This window comes from Rhodococcus pyridinivorans, from assembly GCF_900105195.1.
Lineage (GTDB): Bacteria > Actinomycetota > Actinomycetes > Mycobacteriales > Mycobacteriaceae > Rhodococcus > Rhodococcus pyridinivorans.
Map to the genome: position 1 here is coordinate 4,591,391 of NZ_FNRX01000002.1, position 16,579 is coordinate 4,607,969.

The 16,579-nt window shown below is 68.7% G+C and carries 13 protein-coding genes and 2 pseudogenes; 10 read left to right on the forward strand and 5 right to left on the reverse strand.

The annotated features are described in order from the left end of the window. The first annotated feature begins 68 nt into the window (after positions 1-68). Positions 69-2,369 (forward strand): DEAD/DEAH box helicase, encoded by a 2,301-nt coding sequence (locus BLV31_RS21805; protein WP_064060238.1) that lies wholly within the window; start codon positions 69-71, stop codon positions 2,367-2,369. A 29-nt stretch (positions 2,370-2,398) separates the two neighbouring features. On the opposite strand, the gene BLV31_RS21810 is transcribed toward BLV31_RS21805, so the two are convergent. Beyond that, positions 2,399-3,286, reverse strand: a complete 888-nt coding sequence (locus tag BLV31_RS21810; protein ID WP_064060239.1) for an oxidoreductase — start codon at positions 3,284-3,286, stop codon at positions 2,399-2,401. Between the two features lie 165 nt (positions 3,287-3,451). Here BLV31_RS21810 and BLV31_RS21815 point away from each other — a divergent pair, with 165 nt between their 5' ends. The 5 genes and pseudogenes from BLV31_RS21815 to BLV31_RS21835 all read left to right on the forward strand — a co-directional run bounded on the left by BLV31_RS21815 (position 3,452) and on the right by BLV31_RS21835 (position 8,057). Then, the gene (locus tag BLV31_RS21815) at positions 3,452-4,627 is read left to right on the forward strand and encodes an RNA polymerase sigma factor (RefSeq protein WP_072740564.1); all 1,176 of its coding nucleotides are present in this window, start codon (positions 3,452-3,454) and stop codon (positions 4,625-4,627) included. Between the two features lie 102 nt (positions 4,628-4,729). Beyond that, positions 4,730-5,164: pseudogene (locus BLV31_RS21820) on the forward strand (GntR family transcriptional regulator); the annotation flags it as partial. 140 nt (positions 5,165-5,304) lie between these two features. Then, positions 5,305-6,863: pseudogene (locus BLV31_RS21825) on the forward strand (NCS1 family nucleobase:cation symporter-1). Between the two features lie 6 nt (positions 6,864-6,869). Further along, on the forward strand, positions 6,870-7,541 hold the full coding sequence (locus BLV31_RS21830; protein WP_064060241.1) for an aspartate/glutamate racemase family protein: 672 nt from the start codon (positions 6,870-6,872) through the stop codon (positions 7,539-7,541). Between the two features lie 81 nt (positions 7,542-7,622). Next, entirely contained in the window at positions 7,623-8,057 is a 435-nt protein-coding gene (locus BLV31_RS21835; RefSeq protein ID WP_072740567.1) for a GNAT family N-acetyltransferase, read from the forward strand. A 50-nt stretch (positions 8,058-8,107) separates the two neighbouring features. Here BLV31_RS21835 and BLV31_RS21840 read toward each other — a convergent pair whose 3' ends face one another. Together BLV31_RS21840 and BLV31_RS21845 are read right to left on the reverse strand one after the other, a co-directional pair. Next, complete coding sequence (locus BLV31_RS21840) at positions 8,108-8,974, reverse strand: oxidoreductase (RefSeq protein WP_064062135.1); 867 nt, start codon at positions 8,972-8,974, stop codon at positions 8,108-8,110. Next, positions 8,964-9,953 (reverse strand): alpha/beta hydrolase, encoded by a 990-nt coding sequence (locus BLV31_RS21845; protein WP_051121583.1) that lies wholly within the window; start codon positions 9,951-9,953, stop codon positions 8,964-8,966. Before BLV31_RS21845 ends, BLV31_RS21840 begins: the two co-directional genes overlap by 11 nt. A gap of 174 nt (positions 9,954-10,127) precedes the next feature. On the opposite strand from BLV31_RS21845, the gene BLV31_RS21850 reads away from it, so the two are divergent. Together BLV31_RS21850 and BLV31_RS21855 are read left to right on the forward strand one after the other, a co-directional pair. After that, complete coding sequence (locus BLV31_RS21850; protein ID WP_064062134.1) at positions 10,128-11,048, forward strand: pseudouridine synthase; 921 nt, start codon at positions 10,128-10,130, stop codon at positions 11,046-11,048. Positions 11,049-11,076: 28 nt separating this feature from the next. After that, the gene (locus BLV31_RS21855) at positions 11,077-11,583 is read left to right on the forward strand and encodes an SRPBCC family protein (protein ID WP_006551738.1); all 507 of its coding nucleotides are present in this window, start codon (positions 11,077-11,079) and stop codon (positions 11,581-11,583) included. 46 nt (positions 11,584-11,629) lie between these two features. Here BLV31_RS21855 and BLV31_RS21860 read toward each other — a convergent pair whose 3' ends face one another. Further along, positions 11,630-12,175 carry a flavodoxin domain-containing protein gene (locus tag BLV31_RS21860; protein ID WP_037217072.1) on the reverse strand — a complete coding sequence of 182 codons (546 nt, stop codon included), beginning with the start codon at positions 12,173-12,175 and terminating at the stop codon, positions 11,630-11,632. Between the two features lie 163 nt (positions 12,176-12,338). Between BLV31_RS21860 and BLV31_RS21865 the strand changes: the two genes are divergently transcribed. Beyond that, positions 12,339-13,871, forward strand: coding sequence for a CYTH and CHAD domain-containing protein (locus BLV31_RS21865; protein ID WP_064062132.1), 1,533 nt, complete (start codon positions 12,339-12,341; stop codon positions 13,869-13,871). A 148-nt stretch (positions 13,872-14,019) separates the two neighbouring features. Beyond that, on the forward strand, positions 14,020-14,913 hold the full coding sequence (locus BLV31_RS21870) for a universal stress protein (RefSeq protein ID WP_064062131.1): 894 nt from the start codon (positions 14,020-14,022) through the stop codon (positions 14,911-14,913). A 70-nt stretch (positions 14,914-14,983) separates the two neighbouring features. On the opposite strand, the gene BLV31_RS21875 is transcribed toward BLV31_RS21870, so the two are convergent. Beyond that, complete coding sequence (locus BLV31_RS21875) at positions 14,984-16,495, reverse strand: bifunctional aminoglycoside phosphotransferase/ATP-binding protein (protein ID WP_064062130.1); 1,512 nt, start codon at positions 16,493-16,495, stop codon at positions 14,984-14,986. Between the last annotated feature and the right edge of the window lie 84 nt (positions 16,496-16,579).

Genomic DNA, 16,579 nt, shown 5'->3' on the forward strand with positions numbered 1-16,579 from the left:
CGAAGGTGACGGAGGACTGAGTCACCCTGCGCTGCGCACATGTCCGCGCCGACCCGTAGCGTGGACACGTGCGCACGCAGGACCGGTCGCAGCTCGCGCTGTTCGCGACCGAACTCGATTTCCCCCTCGACGACTTCCAGGTCGAGGCCTGCCGAGCCCTCGAGGACGACCGCGACGTCCTGGTGTGCGCCCCCACCGGGGCGGGCAAGACCGTCGTCGGTGAATTCGCCGCCCGTCTCGCGCTCGCAGCGGGCGGACGCTGCTTCTACACCACCCCCATCAAGGCGCTGAGCAACCAGAAGTACTTCGACCTGTCGCGTCGCTTCGGCGACGACCGCGTCGGTCTGCTCACCGGCGACATCTCGCTGGACCCGCGCGCGCCCGTGGTCGTCATGACCACCGAAGTGCTGCGCAGCATGCTGCACGGCGGCTCCCCGCTCCTGCACGGACTCACCCACGTCGTCATGGACGAGGTGCACTATCTCGCCGACCGCGAGCGCGGTGCGGTGTGGGAGGAAGCGATCCTCTCCCTTCCCGATGACGTGCGGCTGACCAGCCTGTCGGCCACGGTGAGCAACGCCGAGGAGTTCGGCGGCTGGCTGCGCGGCGTCCGTGGCGACCTCGCGGTCGTCGTCGAGGAGACCCGGCCCGTCCCGCTCACCCAGCACATGCTCGCCGGCGGGCGGCTGTTCGACCTGTTGTCCCCGTCCGGCACCGTCGACGAGACCCTCGAGCGGTACATCGCCCACCGCCAGCTCGTCGAGGCCGCGCCCGGCCCCGCGACCGGCCGTGGACGACGACGGCGACGTGCGCGCGGAGCACCCGGACCGGCCGGTGCCGACCTGCCCGAGGTCGTCGCCCGGCTCGAGGCCGAACAACTGTTGCCGGCCATCTGGTTCCGGTTCAGCCGCAACGGGTGCGACGGCGCCGTCGCCGAATGCCTCGAATCGTCGGTTCGGCTCACCGAGGCGGCCGACGTCGCCGAGATCCGCGCGGTCGCCGACCGGCACACCGCAGCGCTGCCGCCCGCAGATCTCGACGCCGTCGGTCACGCCGAGTGGCTCGAAGGACTCGAACGCGGTTTCGCCGCGCACCACGCCGGTCTGATCCCGGCCTTCCGTCACACCGTCGAGGAGTTGTTCGCCCGCGGTCTCGTGCGGGTCGTGTTCGCCACTGAGACCCTCGCCGTGGGGGTGAACATGCCGGCGCGCACCGTCGTCCTCGAACGCCTCGTCAAACCCACCGCCGACGGACCGGTGCGCCTCTCCCCCGGCGAGTACACCCAGCTCACCGGTCGCGCCGGTCGGCGCGGCATCGATGTCGAAGGCCACGCCGTCGTGCTGTGGAGTCCCGAGGCCGCCCCCGCGGCCGTCGCCGGCCTCGCCGGCGCACGCTCGTACCCGCTCCACAGTTCGCTGCGCGTCGGCTACAACACCGCGGTCAACCTGGTCGCCGGTCGCGGCATCCCCGGCTCCCGCGAGTTCCTGCGACGCTCGTTCGCCCAGTTCCAGGCCGAACGATCCGTCGCGGCGCTCACCGACGCCGTCCGCGCGAACACGACGGCGCTGCGTGATCTCGACACCGAACTCGGGGACGCCGAGGGCTTCACCGAGTACCGGCACCTGTGCGACCGGCTCGCCGAGGCACGACGCTCCGGTTCGGCCGAGCTGGTGACGTCGCTGGCACGGGCGGTGCGGTCGCATCCTGCGCATCGACGCGGCGATAGGGAGCGCCTCCTCGCCCTCTCTGCGCGACGCGCCGCGGTGCACGGCGACACCGAACGGATGCGGTCGCAGATCGACACGGTCACCGGACGCCTCGTCGAGACCTTCGATCGCACACTGGATCTGCTCGAGGAGCGGGGTTATCTGCTCCGCGACCCGATGGGCGGGTCGGCCTACGTCACCGACGACGGTCGTCGTCTGGGCCGGATCTACTGCGCGAACGACCTTCTCGTCGCCGAATGCGTGCGGACGGGCGCGTGGTCGGGGCTGACACCGGCCGAACTCGCCGCCGTCGCCTCGAGCGCTCTGGGCGAGACCCGGCGCCGCACCGTCGGAGTCCCGGGACGCACCACCCCGGCGATCGACGAGGCGCTGCGCGCCACCTCACGGCTGTGGAGCGAACTTGCCGGACGCGAAGAGCGTCTCGGCCTGGAAGTGGGGCCGGATCCGGATCCGATCGCCGTCGCCGCGATCCACCGCTGGGCACGCGGGGACGGACTCGCCGCCGCCCTGCGCACCGCATCGGATGCGGGGCTCTCGGCAGGCGATCTGGTCCGGCGTTATCTGCGCACCCTCGACCTCGTGGATCAGACCGGACTGTGCCGACGCGACGATCTGCCGCCGGTCTCGTTCACCCTGACCTGAGAACTGCAGGATCTACGGTATCGAAAGATCTAGGGCATCGAGTACTCGACGGAGCACACCCGCTCCGACAGTTCCCACAACCTCCGCGCCAGGATCTCGTCGCGTGACCGCGAGGTGGACTGCACCAGCTTCGGCCGGCCGCGCATCTCGAAGAAGGAATCCGGCCCGTAGTAGCCACCCGGCTCCGCATTCGGTGAGGTCGCCGCGTAGAGCGTCGGGAGCGCACCCTGCTGCGGGGACTGCCCGATGATCGGGGTGACGAGTTCGACGATTTTCCCGTGCCAGGACTCGCTGCGGTACTGCAGATTCGTCGACGAATAACCCGGATGCGCGGCAAGCGAACTCACGCTCGATCCGGCGGCGGTCAGGCGTCGCTGCAGTTCGTACGCGAACAACAGGTTCGCGAGCTTCGACTGCCCGTAGGCGAGCCACCGCTCGTAGCGGCGACGTTCCCAATCGATGTCGTCGAGATCGATGCTGCCGATGCGGTGCATCGTGCTGCTGACCGTCACCACCCGGTCGGTGATGCGGTCGAGCAGCAACCCGGTGAGCGCGAAGTGGCCGAAGTGATTGGTCCCGATCTGCATCTCGAAACCGTCGGCCGTCCGCCGCAGCGGTACCGCCATGACGCCGGCGTTGTTGACCAGGACGTCGATACGCTCGTGCTCGGCACGCACCTCGTCGGCGAAGGCACGGATCGACGAGAGATCCGCCAGGTCCAGACGGCGCACGGTGGCGCGGTCGCCGAGATCGGCCGCGACCGACTCACCCTTGGCGACATCGCGGCACGCGAGCACCACCTCGGCACCGGCGTGCGCCAGCGCCCGGGCGGTCTCTGCACCGAGTCCGCTGTTGGCCCCCGTCACGATCATCGTGCGTCCCGACAGATCCGGAATATCGTTCGTGGTCCACCCCATGCCCGCCACCCTACGGACGCGCGCCGCGTGGCGACACTCCCGTTTCCGGCGTCGACGGTCCCGATGGATCGCATCCTCGCCGTGGGGCGCACCTGCTCGTAGACTTCCCCGGAACTCACGACCGCAGGCGCGCGGGGGCGCATGCACGACAGGGAGGTTCCATCGATGGGGCACCACCCCGGACGTCCGGACCGCGAACTCGCCGCAGCGTTGCGGAACGGGGAGCCGGACGCCACGGCAGCGGTCTTCGACCGTTTCGCCCCCGGCCTGTACGCGTACGCGTGCGGCTTCGTCGCCGTGTCATCGGCCTCGGACGTGGTGTACGACGCGGTCTGGACGGCGACCGCGCGGATCCGGTCGCTGCGCGACGAGAGTCTCCTGCGGGCCTGGCTCTACGCCGTGGTCCGTGCCGAATGCATCCGCGTGCTCGAGCGCACCGGCTCCGCCCTCGAATATCTCCCCGCGGCCGACCCCGCCTATCAGGCCGCTTCCGACGTGCTCGACGTCCGTGAGGCGGTCCACCTGCTCGACGGCACCGCGCGCGAGGTCGTCGACCTGACGGTCCGGCATCACTTCTCGTCCCACGAGATCGAGGCATTGCTCGGTTCCGCCGGCGACGGACGTGTCCTCGCCCATGCGCAGGACTTCGTCGACCGTGCGGTGCCCCGCATGCCGAATGTGCTCGGAACGTTCTCGCTTCTCCCCTTCACCCCTCTGCCCGCGCACCTGCGTGGACGGCTGCTCACGGTGCAGCCCTCGGAGGCGGAACTGCTCGATCTCGGGCGCCGGCTCGAACCGCTGGACCGGGAGGGCTTCCCCCGTCGCGATCGTCGGGCGAAGCGCACCGTTCCCGTCATCGCGGCGTCGGTGGCGGTGTTCGCGGTGCTGGGCGTCGGTGCGTTGTTCGTGTTCCCGCAGGCCGAGCCCGTCGAGCGGCAGGTCCTGCGTCCTGCGGCCGAGCCGACGCTCGACATCGGGTCGCCGGTGGCGACGAGCACGACTGCAGCGACAACCGAGACCACGCCCACCGAGCCCGCGGAGACGACGACGGGGGAACCCGAGCTCGAGGCACCGGTGGTGACCCCCACCTCGGCAGCGACCGCCGAGCCCGCTGCGGAATCCACCGCCGCTTCCGCCACCACGGCGACATCGACCGCCGGTGGCTTCACCAGGCGCGGCGGGCCGGGTCGCGGGACCGAGCCGGACGAGGACCGCCCGCGCCGGGACACCGAGGAGAGCGACACGCCGAACACCGGGACGCCTCGCCCCACCACGGGTACGCCCACCTCACCGCGGCCGATGCCGACGCTGCCGACCTTCCCTCCGCGCGGCGGGGTATGAGGTGGGCATCCCCGTCACACGGCGGAGACGAGGACGTAACACGACGGGACTACCTTCGCGGAGTCGAGCACTCGCATTCCGGGGACGAAGGAGGACCCGGTCGTGGCACCACGCCGTAGATCCGCGTTGCTGGACGAGCTCCGCGTCGACGTACCGGGCCGCCCGCAGGACGTGATCCTCGAAGAGTTGCGCCGCGCCTTCCTCTCCGGAGCCGCACCCCCGGGCACACCGATCCCCGTCGGGGAGGTCACGGAGCTGTTCGGGGTGAGTCGCATCCCGGTCCGGGAAGCACTCGAGACCCTCATCGGCGAAGGTCTCGTGACCCACCGGCAGAACCATGGATACATCGTCGACCAGCTGACGATCGCGGAGCTACGCGAGATGTATTCAGTCCGTGAGACTCTCGAATCGGCGTCGCTCACGGCGGCCGTGCGCAACGCCACCGAGGAGGACTGCCGGCGCGTCGAAGAGTCGCACCGTCTTCTCGAATGCGCTGTGCAGGAAGGCGACTCGCGTGGCTATCACCGCGAGAGCCGGGTAACTCTCCGGCAATATCGCTCCATTACGGTCTGTACATCGGAATTCACCACCGCCGTTGATGTTCCGTCGATCGATTCGACTCCGCCCACCGGGCTCGCACCGGGACACGGGCGGCTCCCCCTCGCACAGGAGCAGGCATGACCGAAGTGCTGACACCGAGCGCCGGCAACGTCCCCGCCGCAGCCCCGCCGCCCGCGACCGGATACGACCCGCGGTTGACCAACGACGACCTCGCCCCGCTGAAGAACCAGCGGTGGGGTTCGTACAACATCTTCGCGTTCTGGATGTCCGACGTCCTCAGCGTGGGCGGGTACGTCACCGCCGGAAGCCTGTTCGCTCTCGGTCTGGCCAGCTGGCAGGTCCTCGTGGCCCTGCTCGTGGGCATCACGATCGTCTACTTCTTCTGCAATCTCGTCGCCAAGGTGTCGGCCCGAGACCGCCGGAACGCACTAGCCCAGCCAGGTCACGGGTGCGCCCTATCCGGTGATCTGCCGCAGCGTCTTCGGCGTCCTCGGTGCGAACATCCCCGCGATCATCCGCGGTCTGATCGCGGTGGCGTGGTACGGGATCCAGACCTTCCTCGCCTCGGCGGCACTCGACGTGGTGCTGATCAAGCTGTTCCCCTCGCTCGCACCCTATGCGGTGGTCGAGGACTACGGGTTCGCCGGCCTGTCCGCACTCGGATGGGCCAGCTTCCTGACGCTCTGGGTGCTGCAGGCCTGCGTGTTCTGGCGCGGCATGGAGTCGATCCGGCGGTTCATCGACTTCTGCGGGCCGGCCGTCTACGTCGTGATGTTCCTGCTGTGCGGTTATCTGATCTCCCAGGCCGGTTGGAGCGCAATCGATCTGACCCTCGGTGAGGTCACGCACACCGGATGGGCGTCGGTGCCGGTCATGCTCGGCGCGATCGTCTTGGTGGTCTCGTACTTCTCCGGCCCGATGCTCAACTTCGGCGACTTCTCCCGGTACGGGAAGTCCTACGCCGCCGTCAAGAAGGGCAACTTCCTCGGTCTGCCGGTGAACTTCCTGGTCTTCTCGCTGCTCGTGGTGATCACCGCGTCGCTCACGCTGCCCGTCTACGGCGAACTGATCACCGACCCCGTCGAGACGGTCGCCCGCATCGATTCGACCTTCGCGATCGTGCTCGGCGCGCTGACCTTCGCCATCGCCACGATCGGCATCAACATCGTCGCGAACTTCATCTCCCCGGCCTTCGACTTCTCGAACGTCAACCCGCAGAAGATCAGCTGGCGCGCCGGCGGCATGATCGCCGCGGTGGGCCGCGGTGGGCTCGGTGCTCATCACCCCGTGGAATCTGTACGACAACCCCGAGGTCATCCACTACACCCTGGAAACCCTGGGCGCGTTCATCGGTCCGCTGTTCGGCATCCTCATCGCCGACTACTACCTCGTGCGCAAGCAGAAGGTGATCGTCGACGACCTGTTCACGATGTCGGAGAAGGGCGCGTACCTCTACCGCAAGGGCTACAACCCGGCCGCGGTGATCGCGACCGTCGTCGGCGCCGTGGTAGCGATGATCCCTGTGCTGTTCAACGATGCGCCCGGCATGGGAACCGCCGCCCAGTACAGCTGGTTCATCGGCTGCGGTCTCGGTTTCGTCGTCTACCACCTGCTCGCGACCCGCACCCGCCTCGCAGTCCGTCTCCCCGACCGGGTCGCACAGGAAGCAGTCTGATCCTCCATGTTCATCAAGGTCGTCAACCCGAACACCACGTGGTCGATGACCGCCACGATGGGCCCACCCTCGATCGAGAGCCACTACGACGAGGCGCTCGCCGTGCCGGGCATCCTCACCGAGATCGAGAAGGGCGAACGCGACAGCGTCGACGGCTATGTCATCGCGTGCTTCGGCGATCCCGGACTGGACGCGGCGCGCGAGCTCGCCGGTGGGCCCGTCGTCGGCATCGCCGAGGCCGCCATGCGCGCCGCCGCGGTCCTGGGGCGCGGCTTCTCCGTCGTCACGACGCTGGCCCGCACGACCGGACGCGCGTGGGACCTCGCGCACCGCTACGGTATGCGCGACGCGTGCCGGGGCGTGCACGGGTGCGACCTGCCGGTGCTGGCCCTCGACAGCGATCCCGACGCACGCAAGATCGTCACCGAGGCGTGCCTCGACGCCCTGAGCGAGGACGGTTCCGACACCATTGTGCTCGGCTGCGCCGGGATGGCCGACCTGTGCGCCCACATCTCCGCGGAGATCGGGGTGCCGGTGGTCGATGGTGTCGCGGCCGCGACGCTGACCGTGCCGTCGCTGGTCGCGATGGGCCTGGCGACCGGCAAGCGAGGAGAGTTCGCGACGCCCCCGCCGAAGCGCTATGCGGGACTGCTCGACGGGTTCACGACGGGCGGGTGAAGCCCCGCCCCACCGTCACAGCCGGGTGAAGCCCCGCCCCACCGTCACAGCCGGGTGAAGCCCGCCCCCTACGATCGGGACGTGCTGTCCATCCACCATGCCCCGTTGAGGAAGACCGACCCCGAGAGTCTGTATCGGATCGTCGCTCTGCGGACCGATGTATTCGTCTTCGAGCAGGGCATCACCAGCGAACCGGAACTCGACGGCCGCGATCTCGACCCGACCACCGAACTGTTCTGGACGCGGGAGGGTGACGAGGTCCTCGCGACGCTGCGCGTGCTCCACGACGACGGGGACGTCGCCCACATCGGCCGTGTCGCCACCGCCCGGCACGCACGCGGGCGCGGCCTCGCCGCGGAGTTGATCGAGGCGGCGCTCGGGACCTGCCCGGGGGTGGTCGACATCTCGGCGCAGGCGTACCTGGAGCACTGGTACGCGCGATTCGGGTTCGTGCGCACCGGAGCGAACTACCTCGAGGCGGGGATCGACCACGTGCCGATGCGCCGCACCCCGTGACCGCGGGGCGCCCGTCGGCCGGCGGTCACGGGGTGCGGGCGACGACGCTATCAGCCGATCTCGAAGTGCACTCCGGTGAGCTTCTCCGACAATTCCCACAGCCGCGTCGCGGTCTCGCGGTCGCGGGCCCGACGCCCCACGGTGGCGACACCGGGCGCTCCGTAGAGCAGGAGACGCGGACCGATGTAGCCGCCCGCGATGCCCGGATCGGAAGCGGCGAGCACGACCGATTCGGCTCCCTGATCCGGGGTGCGCTGCAGGATCGTCTTGCCGAAACCGAACAACCGGTCGAACCACGTCCCCGTGTGGCTGCCTACCTCGGTGGCCGCGTAGCCCGGATGGGCCGCGACGGCGCGCAGCGGTGAGCGGGCGGCGGCGAGGCGTCGTTCGAGCTCGAGCGCGAACAACAGGTTCGCGAGCTTCGACTGTGCGTACCCCGCGGCGCGGTTGTATGGGCGGCGCTCCCAGTTGAGGTCGTCGAGATCGATCCGGCCTATCAGGTGGGCGGCGCTCGACACCGTGACGATGCGGCCGGTGATACGCGGCAACAGCAGTCCGGTCAGGGCGAAGTGTCCGAGATGGTTCGTTCCGATCTGCATCTCGAACCCGTCGGCGGTGCGACCCAGCGGCACCGCCATGACCCCGGCGTTGTTGACCAGGACATCGATCCGGCGATCGGCGAAGGCGTCCGCGAAGGCACGGATCGCCGAGAGGTCGGCGAGATCGAGCGACATCATCTCGGCCCGGGGGCCGATCTCGGCGGCGATGCGCTTGCCCCGGTCGACGTTGCGACCGGCGAGGACGACGGTGGCGCCGGCAGCCCCGAGGGCGCGGGCCGTCGCTTCGCCCACACCGCTGGTGGCCCCCGTCACGACGACGGTGCGGCCGACCAGCGAGGTGGTGGCGTCAGGCGCCAATCGAGGACTTGAGCATCGGGAGCATCGCCCACAGCTCGTCCTGCCAGTAACCCCACGAATGGGTACCGACGATCGGGAACGAGAAGTGTGCGGTATCGATACCCAGGGTCAGCAGGCGCACCTGGAAGGCGCGGTTCTGCGTGCGGGCGAGCGCTTCGAGACCCATGGCGTTGGTCGTGTTGAAGCTGCCCACGAGCGAGTTCGGCCGGTCGTACTGGCCGGGCAGACCGCTCGCCGCGGAGACCCACATCGGCAGTCCGCGCATCTGCGGCGCCGCGACGAACGGGTCGTGACGCAGCCACGCCGAGTCCCAGGGCGGTCCCCACATCGCGTCGGCGTTGTATCCGCCGGCGTCGAGCATGGCGAGACGGATGGCCTCGCGCATACCGGGGGCCGAGAGGTTGAGGTAACCCGAGAGGGAGCCGGCGAACTTGAACTGGTCGCGGTGGTAGGCGGCCAGGATCAGCGCCGCGTTACCGCCCATCGACAGGCCGACCACCGCGTTGTTGTTGCGGTCGATGCCGTAGACGTTCGCGAGATGGTCGGGGAGGTTCTGGGTGAGGAAGGACTCCCACTTGTAGGTGTAGGGCTGGCCGTTGAAATTGCTCGGCGCGTACCAGTCGGCGTAGAAGCTCGACTGTCCGCCCACCGGCATGATCACGTTGACGCCGTGATCGGCGAGCCACGCCGCGTTTGTCTCGTGTTCCCAGCCGCTCACATCGTCGGTGGCGCGCAGACCGTCGAGCAGATAGACGGCCTTGTTGCTGCCGTTGTTCGCCCGCCAGATGCGTACCTTGATCGCCCCGACCCCACCCGGGGCGGCGACCATGTCCTCGTGGAAGCGATCGTACGGATCGGCCGCAGCCGTGCCGGCGCCGAGCCCACTGAACGCGAGCGCCAGCGGAAGGACCAGTGCCGCCACCAGCAGCCGCACGAGAGCGCGTCCCCCCCGCCGACGTGTTCCGGTTTTCGCCGACATCGTCACAACATGCTCCCCTTGCACTCCAGTAACATTCTTCACTTCCGTCCCAGGGTATCGACGGTGCAGAAACCTTAAGCAGGCTTGCACACAATCGTTATCGTGGAAAGTCCGGCAGCGTTATCGTCGGGCCTTCGGCGCTCGCATTCCGGGCGCACCGCTAACCTCCGACCCGTGCCCGAAGCTCCCCTCCCCGTTCGCGACGGCCTGAACCCCACCCGCCTGCGACTGCCGGAAAATCCCAGCTGGGAGACCATAGCGGAGTTCCTGCTCACACGCTTCCCGAACGATGCGGCGCGCATCGCGGAGAAGATCGAATCCGGCGAAGTGGTCGTACAGGACGGCACAGCGGTCACATTTTCGACCCCGTACGTCCCACGCGAATTCGTGTATCTCTACCGTGATCCGCCCGCCGAACCGCGCGTTCCCTTCGAGATCGACGTCCTCCACCGTGACGAGAACCTACTCGTCGTGGACAAGCCGCACTTCCTGGCGACCACCCCGCGTGGTTCCTGGGTGACGGAGACCGCCGTGGTCCGGTTGCGCAAGGATCTGGACCTGCCCGAACTGTCCCCCGTTCATCGGCTCGATCGGCTCACGGCGGGCGTCCTGGTGTTCACCGTCCGGCGCGAGGCGCGACGCGCGTACCAGATGCTGTTCGACGGGCGTCTCGTCGAGAAGGAGTACGAGGCGATCGCCCCGGCCGCGCCGCGCCTCGACTTCCCTCGCGAGGTCCGCAGCCGCATCGTCAAGGAGCGCGGCGTGCTGCAGGCCCGCGAGGTCGACGGTCCCGTCAACGCCGTGACCTCGATCGAATTGGTGGACACGGCCGACGACCGTGCGCGTTACCGTCTGCGTCCCGAGACCGGCCGGACGCATCAACTCCGGGTACACATGAACTCGCTCGGAATCCCCATTCTCGGCGACAACCTCTATCCGGAGGTGTACGAGCTCGAGCCACAGGATTATTCGAATCCGCTGCAGCTTCTGGCCAGATCCTTGTCGTTCCACGATCCGATCACAGGTCGGCCGACCCGCTTCGTAAGCCGACGAAACCTGGCAGCATGGAGTAACAGCACACCAGGACCCCGCTGACCGGCGAGTTCTCGTCTTGGAGGTTTCCATGGAAATCGGCAGCATCTCGCGTACCTATGACGGGCGGGTGGCCCTGCGGTTCGAACGCTCGTTCCCCCACCCGCCGGAGAAGGTGTGGCGGGTCCTGACCGATCCGCAACATCTCCGCGCCTGGTTCCCTGCCGACGTCGAGTTCGCGCTCACACCCGGCGCCACACTCGAATTCCGCTCGACGCAGGAACAGACCCGCCGTTTCGGCCTGCCCGAAGGGCACACCAGCATGGGCAGTGTCCTCACGGTACGGCCCGCACGGATCCTGGAATACCTCTGGGACACCGACGTTCTGCACTGGGAACTCACTCCGGACGGCTCCGGCGGGTGCTGGCTCACCCTCACCCACACCACCGACGACGAGGAGGACGCCCTCGCACACGGCGCCGCCTGGCACGCCGGGTTCGAGGTGGTCGAGGCCCAATTGGAGGAACGCCCGGTCGACTGGTCGATCTGGGACCGCGCAGCCGAACTGAGCACGCACTACCAGGGCAGCTCGGGCTGATCGCCCGGCTCGGGACTCGGGCCGATCACCCGGGTGGAATATCCGCCTAGCGGCGCGCCCCACGTCGCGCGGGAGCCGAACCGATGCCATCGAGGTCGCGCTCCCGCGCGGTCGTGCGCGCCACGATGCGCGCACCCCAAGCACCGATCGCGTCCCAGTCCCGGAAGTCACCGGAAGGGGCGCCGACCATCCTGACGACCATCCGTTCGCCGGTGCCGAGCACCGCCGGATCCAGCTTCCCCGGGAAGGTGCGATGTTCGACGGCCTCGATGCGTTCGGCGACGGCGCACGCGTCGTAGCACGTGTTCACCGACCTCCCGCCCGAGGCGACGGGACCCGACGAGAACAGGTAGACGTCGCGTTCGCGCAGTTCGGCCGCGTGCCGGTCGGAGAACTCCCGCGCGCTGCGCAGCCAGCGACTGCGGTAGACGGCGCTGCCGAGCACCACGACGTCGTACGCGTCGACCTCGTCGACGTGCTCGGGCGCGTTCACGTCGACCTGCGCGCCGTGGTGGCGCATCGACGCGGCCAGCGCAGTCGCGATCTCCGCGGTCGAACCGTGCCGACTGGCCACCGAAACAAGAACCTTCATCACTACCTCCGGACCCGCGTCGAACCATGATCACCCCGAAACCGGGCCTTGACCAGGGCCGAAGTGCTCTTTGCCCGGTATCGGCAGATCACAGTCGGACGAATCCCCTCATATCGGACCGCGTGGCAAGGTGGAGGCAACGCGCACCGAGAGGAGCAGATGGATGCCCAGCACATCGTCGGCGACCGTCGCGGAGGAGGCGGAACGCAAGTACTCCGCCACCGGCGACCGGCCGCTTCCGGACCTGACGGGACTGCCGTCCGTCGATGCGATCGACGTCGACCGGTTCGAATTGTCGGCCCAGTACTACGACACCGCCGACCTGTGCCTGCTGCGCTCGAAGATCACGCTCCGCAGGCGCGAGGGCGGCGACGACGCGGGATGGCATCTCAAACTGCCCTCCGGTGTCGACACCCGCACCGAACTGCACTTCCCCCTCGGCGACGACTCGGCCGAGGACGTTCCCGCAGACCTCGGATCCCTGTTGCGCGGCATCCGCCGTGGCGCCCCGTTGAGCCTGGCCGCTCTGCTCGTGACCCGACGACATCGGCACCGGCTCCGGTCGTCCGACGGCGGCTTCGTCGCGGAGGTGGTGGTCGACGACGTCGACGCCGTGCGCAGCGCCGACGGATCCGAGATCCGCTGGAAGGAGATCGAGGTCGAGTGGAATTCCACCCTCGGCGACAGGACGATCGGCCGATTCCTCACAGCACTCGAGGAACGCTTCGCGGCCGTCGGGATCACCCGTTCGGAGAGCCCGTCGAAGCTCCACCGCGTGCTCGGCGACCTGCTCCCCGCCCGCCCGCCGATCGCGAAGGGCCTGATCCCGGTACGCGACTATCTCTCGAGCGAACTGCACACCCTGGGGTTGTCCGACATCGCCGTCCGCCGCGACGCACGCGACGCGGTGCACAGCATGCGCAAGGCCGCGCGGCGTCTGCGCAGCGCACTGCAGACCTATTCCGACGAGATCGTCGTGGATCCCGATCTCGTCGACGAACTCCGTTGGCTCGGAAGACGTCTCAGCCCGTCACGTGATCTCGAGGTCCAATGGGAACGGCTCACGGATCGCGTGGCCGACATCCCGGTCGAATCGCACCGGGAAGCGACGAGAGCCCGTATCGACGAGTACTTCTCGGCACGGTCGGAGGCCGCCCGCCTCGAAGCAGTCGACACACTGGACTCGGACCGGTACGTCGGGCTGCTCACCCGCCTCGACGCGGCGATCACCGACATAGCGCCCGCCACAGAAGCGGCGGGGGCACGGCCGAAAGTGGCACGGAAGGAACTGTTGCGCGCGGTCGCAGCGCTGTCGAAAAAGGTCTCGCGCCGCGTCGACAGGGTCGGCGACGCCGAGAACCCGGCGGAGCGCGACGCGCTGATGCACCGGGCACGCAAGGGCGCCAAACGGATGCGGTATGCCATCGAGGTGATCGCGCCGCTGCATCCGAAGCGTTCCGGGCGGATCCTCGACCGATTCGACGACTTCCAGGATCTGCTCGGTGAATTCCAGGACTCCGTCGTGGCGCGGGAACACCTCCTGGACATGCTCTCCGAGCAGGGCCACACCGCCGAGACCAGTTTCGGGCTCGGGATCCTGTTCCGGATCGAGACCGAGATCGGCGACGCGCAGGCCGCACATCTGGACAGCGGATGGCGGAAGGCATACCGCGCCGCTCGCCGATTGTGGACCTGATCGAGGCCGGAAGGCTCTGGTCGGGGCCTCCCCGATCGGGGATCATGAAGATCGTCGACACCGGGTCACGGCCGCGTCGTGGCGGTAACGTGGCCTCGGGCCGACCTGCGCGCGGGAAGCCGCGCGCCGCAACGAGAAGGAGACATCCATGAGCACACCGAGCACCCGCAAGGCAGTCGTCGCAGGCGTCGACGGCTCCGAAACGGCTGTAGCGGCAGCGCGGTGGGCCGGTGCCGTCGCGTCGCGCATCGGAGCACCCCTCCACCTCGTGCACTCGATGCCCCCGGAGGGCATCTTCTACAGCGAGGCCGCAGTGCTCGTGCAGTCGCAGATGATCCAGCAGCTCGAGGAGGACGGCAAGAAGCTCCTCGCCGACGCCGCCGAGCGAGTCCGCGCAGATCACCCCGAGCTCGAGATCAGCAGCTTCATCGGTCCCGGTCCCGCAGCCAAGTCGCTGCTCGAGGCCGCCGAGGACGCACGCCTGGTCGTCATGGGCGCCACCGGCGCGGGTGCGCTGGAGAACTTCCTCCTCGGCTCCACCGTTCTGCGCGTCGCGAACCATGCGCCCTGCCCGGTGGTCGTGTGGCGCGGCAACACCGATTCTCCGCTGCCCGATTCCCGGCCGATCGTCGTCGGTGTGGACGGTAGCGAATTGTCCTCTGCCGCAGTCACTCACGCGTTCTATCTCGCGTCGGCCCTCGGGGTTCCGCTGCGGGCAGTGCACTCCTGGCTCGGTGACGCCGCACTCGGTGTCGGCGCCACGGCCGCGCTGGTCGATTGGGATGCCGTGGAGACCTCGGAGACCGCGGTTCTCGCCGAGACGCTGGCCGGCTGGAGTGATCGCCACCCCGAGGTCACCGTCGAGCGTGTGATCGACCGGGGCCCGGCCTCGAAGGTCCTGCTCGCGCACCTCGACGACGCCCAACTCGTCGCAGTCGGAAGCCACGGACGTGGCCAGTTCCGCGCCGCCCTGCTCGGATCCACGAGCCAGAACCTGCTGCACAAGGCTCCGTGCTCGGTGCTCATCGCCCGCAAGGTCTAGAACCGATCGTTCCGGTCCGACGGGGATCGCTTCGACGAAGCGATCCCCGTTCACTGTTCTCGGGGCGCGATCACCAGGGCGCTGGACCGAGCATGCTCTCCAGTCGCGCCGCGTCGACGGTCTCGACACCCGTATCGATCGCCGCTGCCTCCGGCCACGGATCCCGCCGGCGGAGTTGCTGTTCGAGCACGGCAGGGGTCGCATCGGAGGCATCGTCGCCGCGCTCGGCTCGGGATGCCATCCGTTGCAACAGGATTCCCTTGTCTGCACGGCACTCGATCTCGATCAAATCCACGGAAGCACCGTCCGCGACCTTGCGGGCCGCGTCGCGCTGCCCGGACGACAACCAGGTCGCGTCCAGCACGACGGATCGTCCCCGGGCCAGAGCGGTCTCGGCACGGCGCAGCAGTTCGCGGTAGGTCGCCTCGGAATGCGTCGGTGCGTACAGACCGGCATCCGTACCGTCGCCGGTGCGGTCGGTGGGTTGCAGACCCGCCAACTCCTTGCGGACGATGTCGCTGCGCACTACATCCGCTCCGAGATACGCACCGACCGTGCGCGACAGTGTCGTCTTGCCGGTCGCGGAGACACCACCGACGAGCACCATGCGCACGCGTCCCCGGTCGAGATGTCCCTCGAGCAACTCGACGAAACCGGTCGCCGTTTCCCGCGCCGCTGCATCACCCTGCTCGTAGCGTAGGGCGGTCACCTTCGCGCGCACCAACGCTCGATAGGCGATGTAGTGGTGCACGAGAGAGGAAGGCGGGTGATCGCCCGAGACCTCACCATATTGCTCGAGCAACCGCCGTGCTGCGGGTTCGGCACCGAGACGTTCGAGATCCATTGCGAGGAAGGCGAGATCGAGTACTGCGTCGCCGTAGCGCAACTCGTCGTCGAACTCGAGGCAGTCGATGATGCGCGGACCGTCGTCGAGACAGAAGATGTCGTCGGCGAGCAGGTCGCCGTGTCCGTCCACGGCCCGGCCCGCCGCGATGCGTTCGTCGAACAGCACCGCCCGGCCGGCGAGGTAACGGTGCACGGACTCCCGGATCCGCGTCAACGCCCCGGCACGATCCGCCCCTACCTCCAGCCGGCCGAGATGGTCGAGACTGAGATCCCACAGCTCGGCGACGAAATCCGCGGAGGCACACCGGTCGATCTCGGGACCGTGCGGCGAGGAGGCGTGCAGTGCGGCGACCTGCTGTGCCACCTCGTCGATCACCACCGACACGTCCTCACCTCGGCGGACCGCGGCGGCCAGGCGCCGGTCGTCGGGCAGCCGCACCATTTCGACGAGGTGCTCGCACAACTGTCCGTCCGGGCCGTGGACGTCCGCGACGCCCAGATAGACGTCCGGTGCGAGACGCCGGTTGAGCTCCACCTCCCGGTGGCAGATCCGTTCACGGGCCTCACGCGTGCGGTTGTCGAGGAAGCCCAGGTCGAGCGGCTTCTTCAGTTTGTGCACGCGCTCGCCGACGAAGAAGACCACCGACGAATGCGTCTCCCTCACCCCCGCGTAGCCGACACCCTCCGGTCCGGCACCTGTGGTCACTGCGCCCTCCCTGTCGTCGGCGGCTCCCACCGAGTCCTCTCGTCCACCATATTGTCGTTCAGACACTCCCCCGGTGCATCTGCACAGCGCCCACCGGTGCATCCGCACAGTGTG

Bases quoted from the DNA above. Each gene is read 5' to 3' on its own strand.
- BLV31_RS21810 (WP_064060239.1), bottom strand. From the start codon at position 3,286: ATGGGGTGGACCACGAACGATATTCCGGATCTGTCGGGACGCACGATG.
- BLV31_RS21815 (WP_072740564.1), top strand. From the start codon at position 3,452: ATGGGGCACCACCCCGGACGTCCGGACCGCGAACTCGCCGCAGCGTTG.
- BLV31_RS21830 (WP_064060241.1), top strand. From the start codon at position 6,870: ATGTTCATCAAGGTCGTCAACCCGAACACCACGTGGTCGATGACCGCC.
- BLV31_RS21845 (WP_051121583.1), bottom strand. From the start codon at position 9,953: ATGTCGGCGAAAACCGGAACACGTCGGCGGGGGGGACGCGCTCTCGTG.
- BLV31_RS21855 (WP_006551738.1), top strand. From the start codon at position 11,077: ATGGAAATCGGCAGCATCTCGCGTACCTATGACGGGCGGGTGGCCCTG.
- BLV31_RS21860 (WP_037217072.1), bottom strand. From the start codon at position 12,175: ATGAAGGTTCTTGTTTCGGTGGCCAGTCGGCACGGTTCGACCGCGGAG.
- BLV31_RS21865 (WP_064062132.1), top strand. From the start codon at position 12,339: ATGCCCAGCACATCGTCGGCGACCGTCGCGGAGGAGGCGGAACGCAAG.
- BLV31_RS21870 (WP_064062131.1), top strand. From the start codon at position 14,020: ATGAGCACACCGAGCACCCGCAAGGCAGTCGTCGCAGGCGTCGACGGC.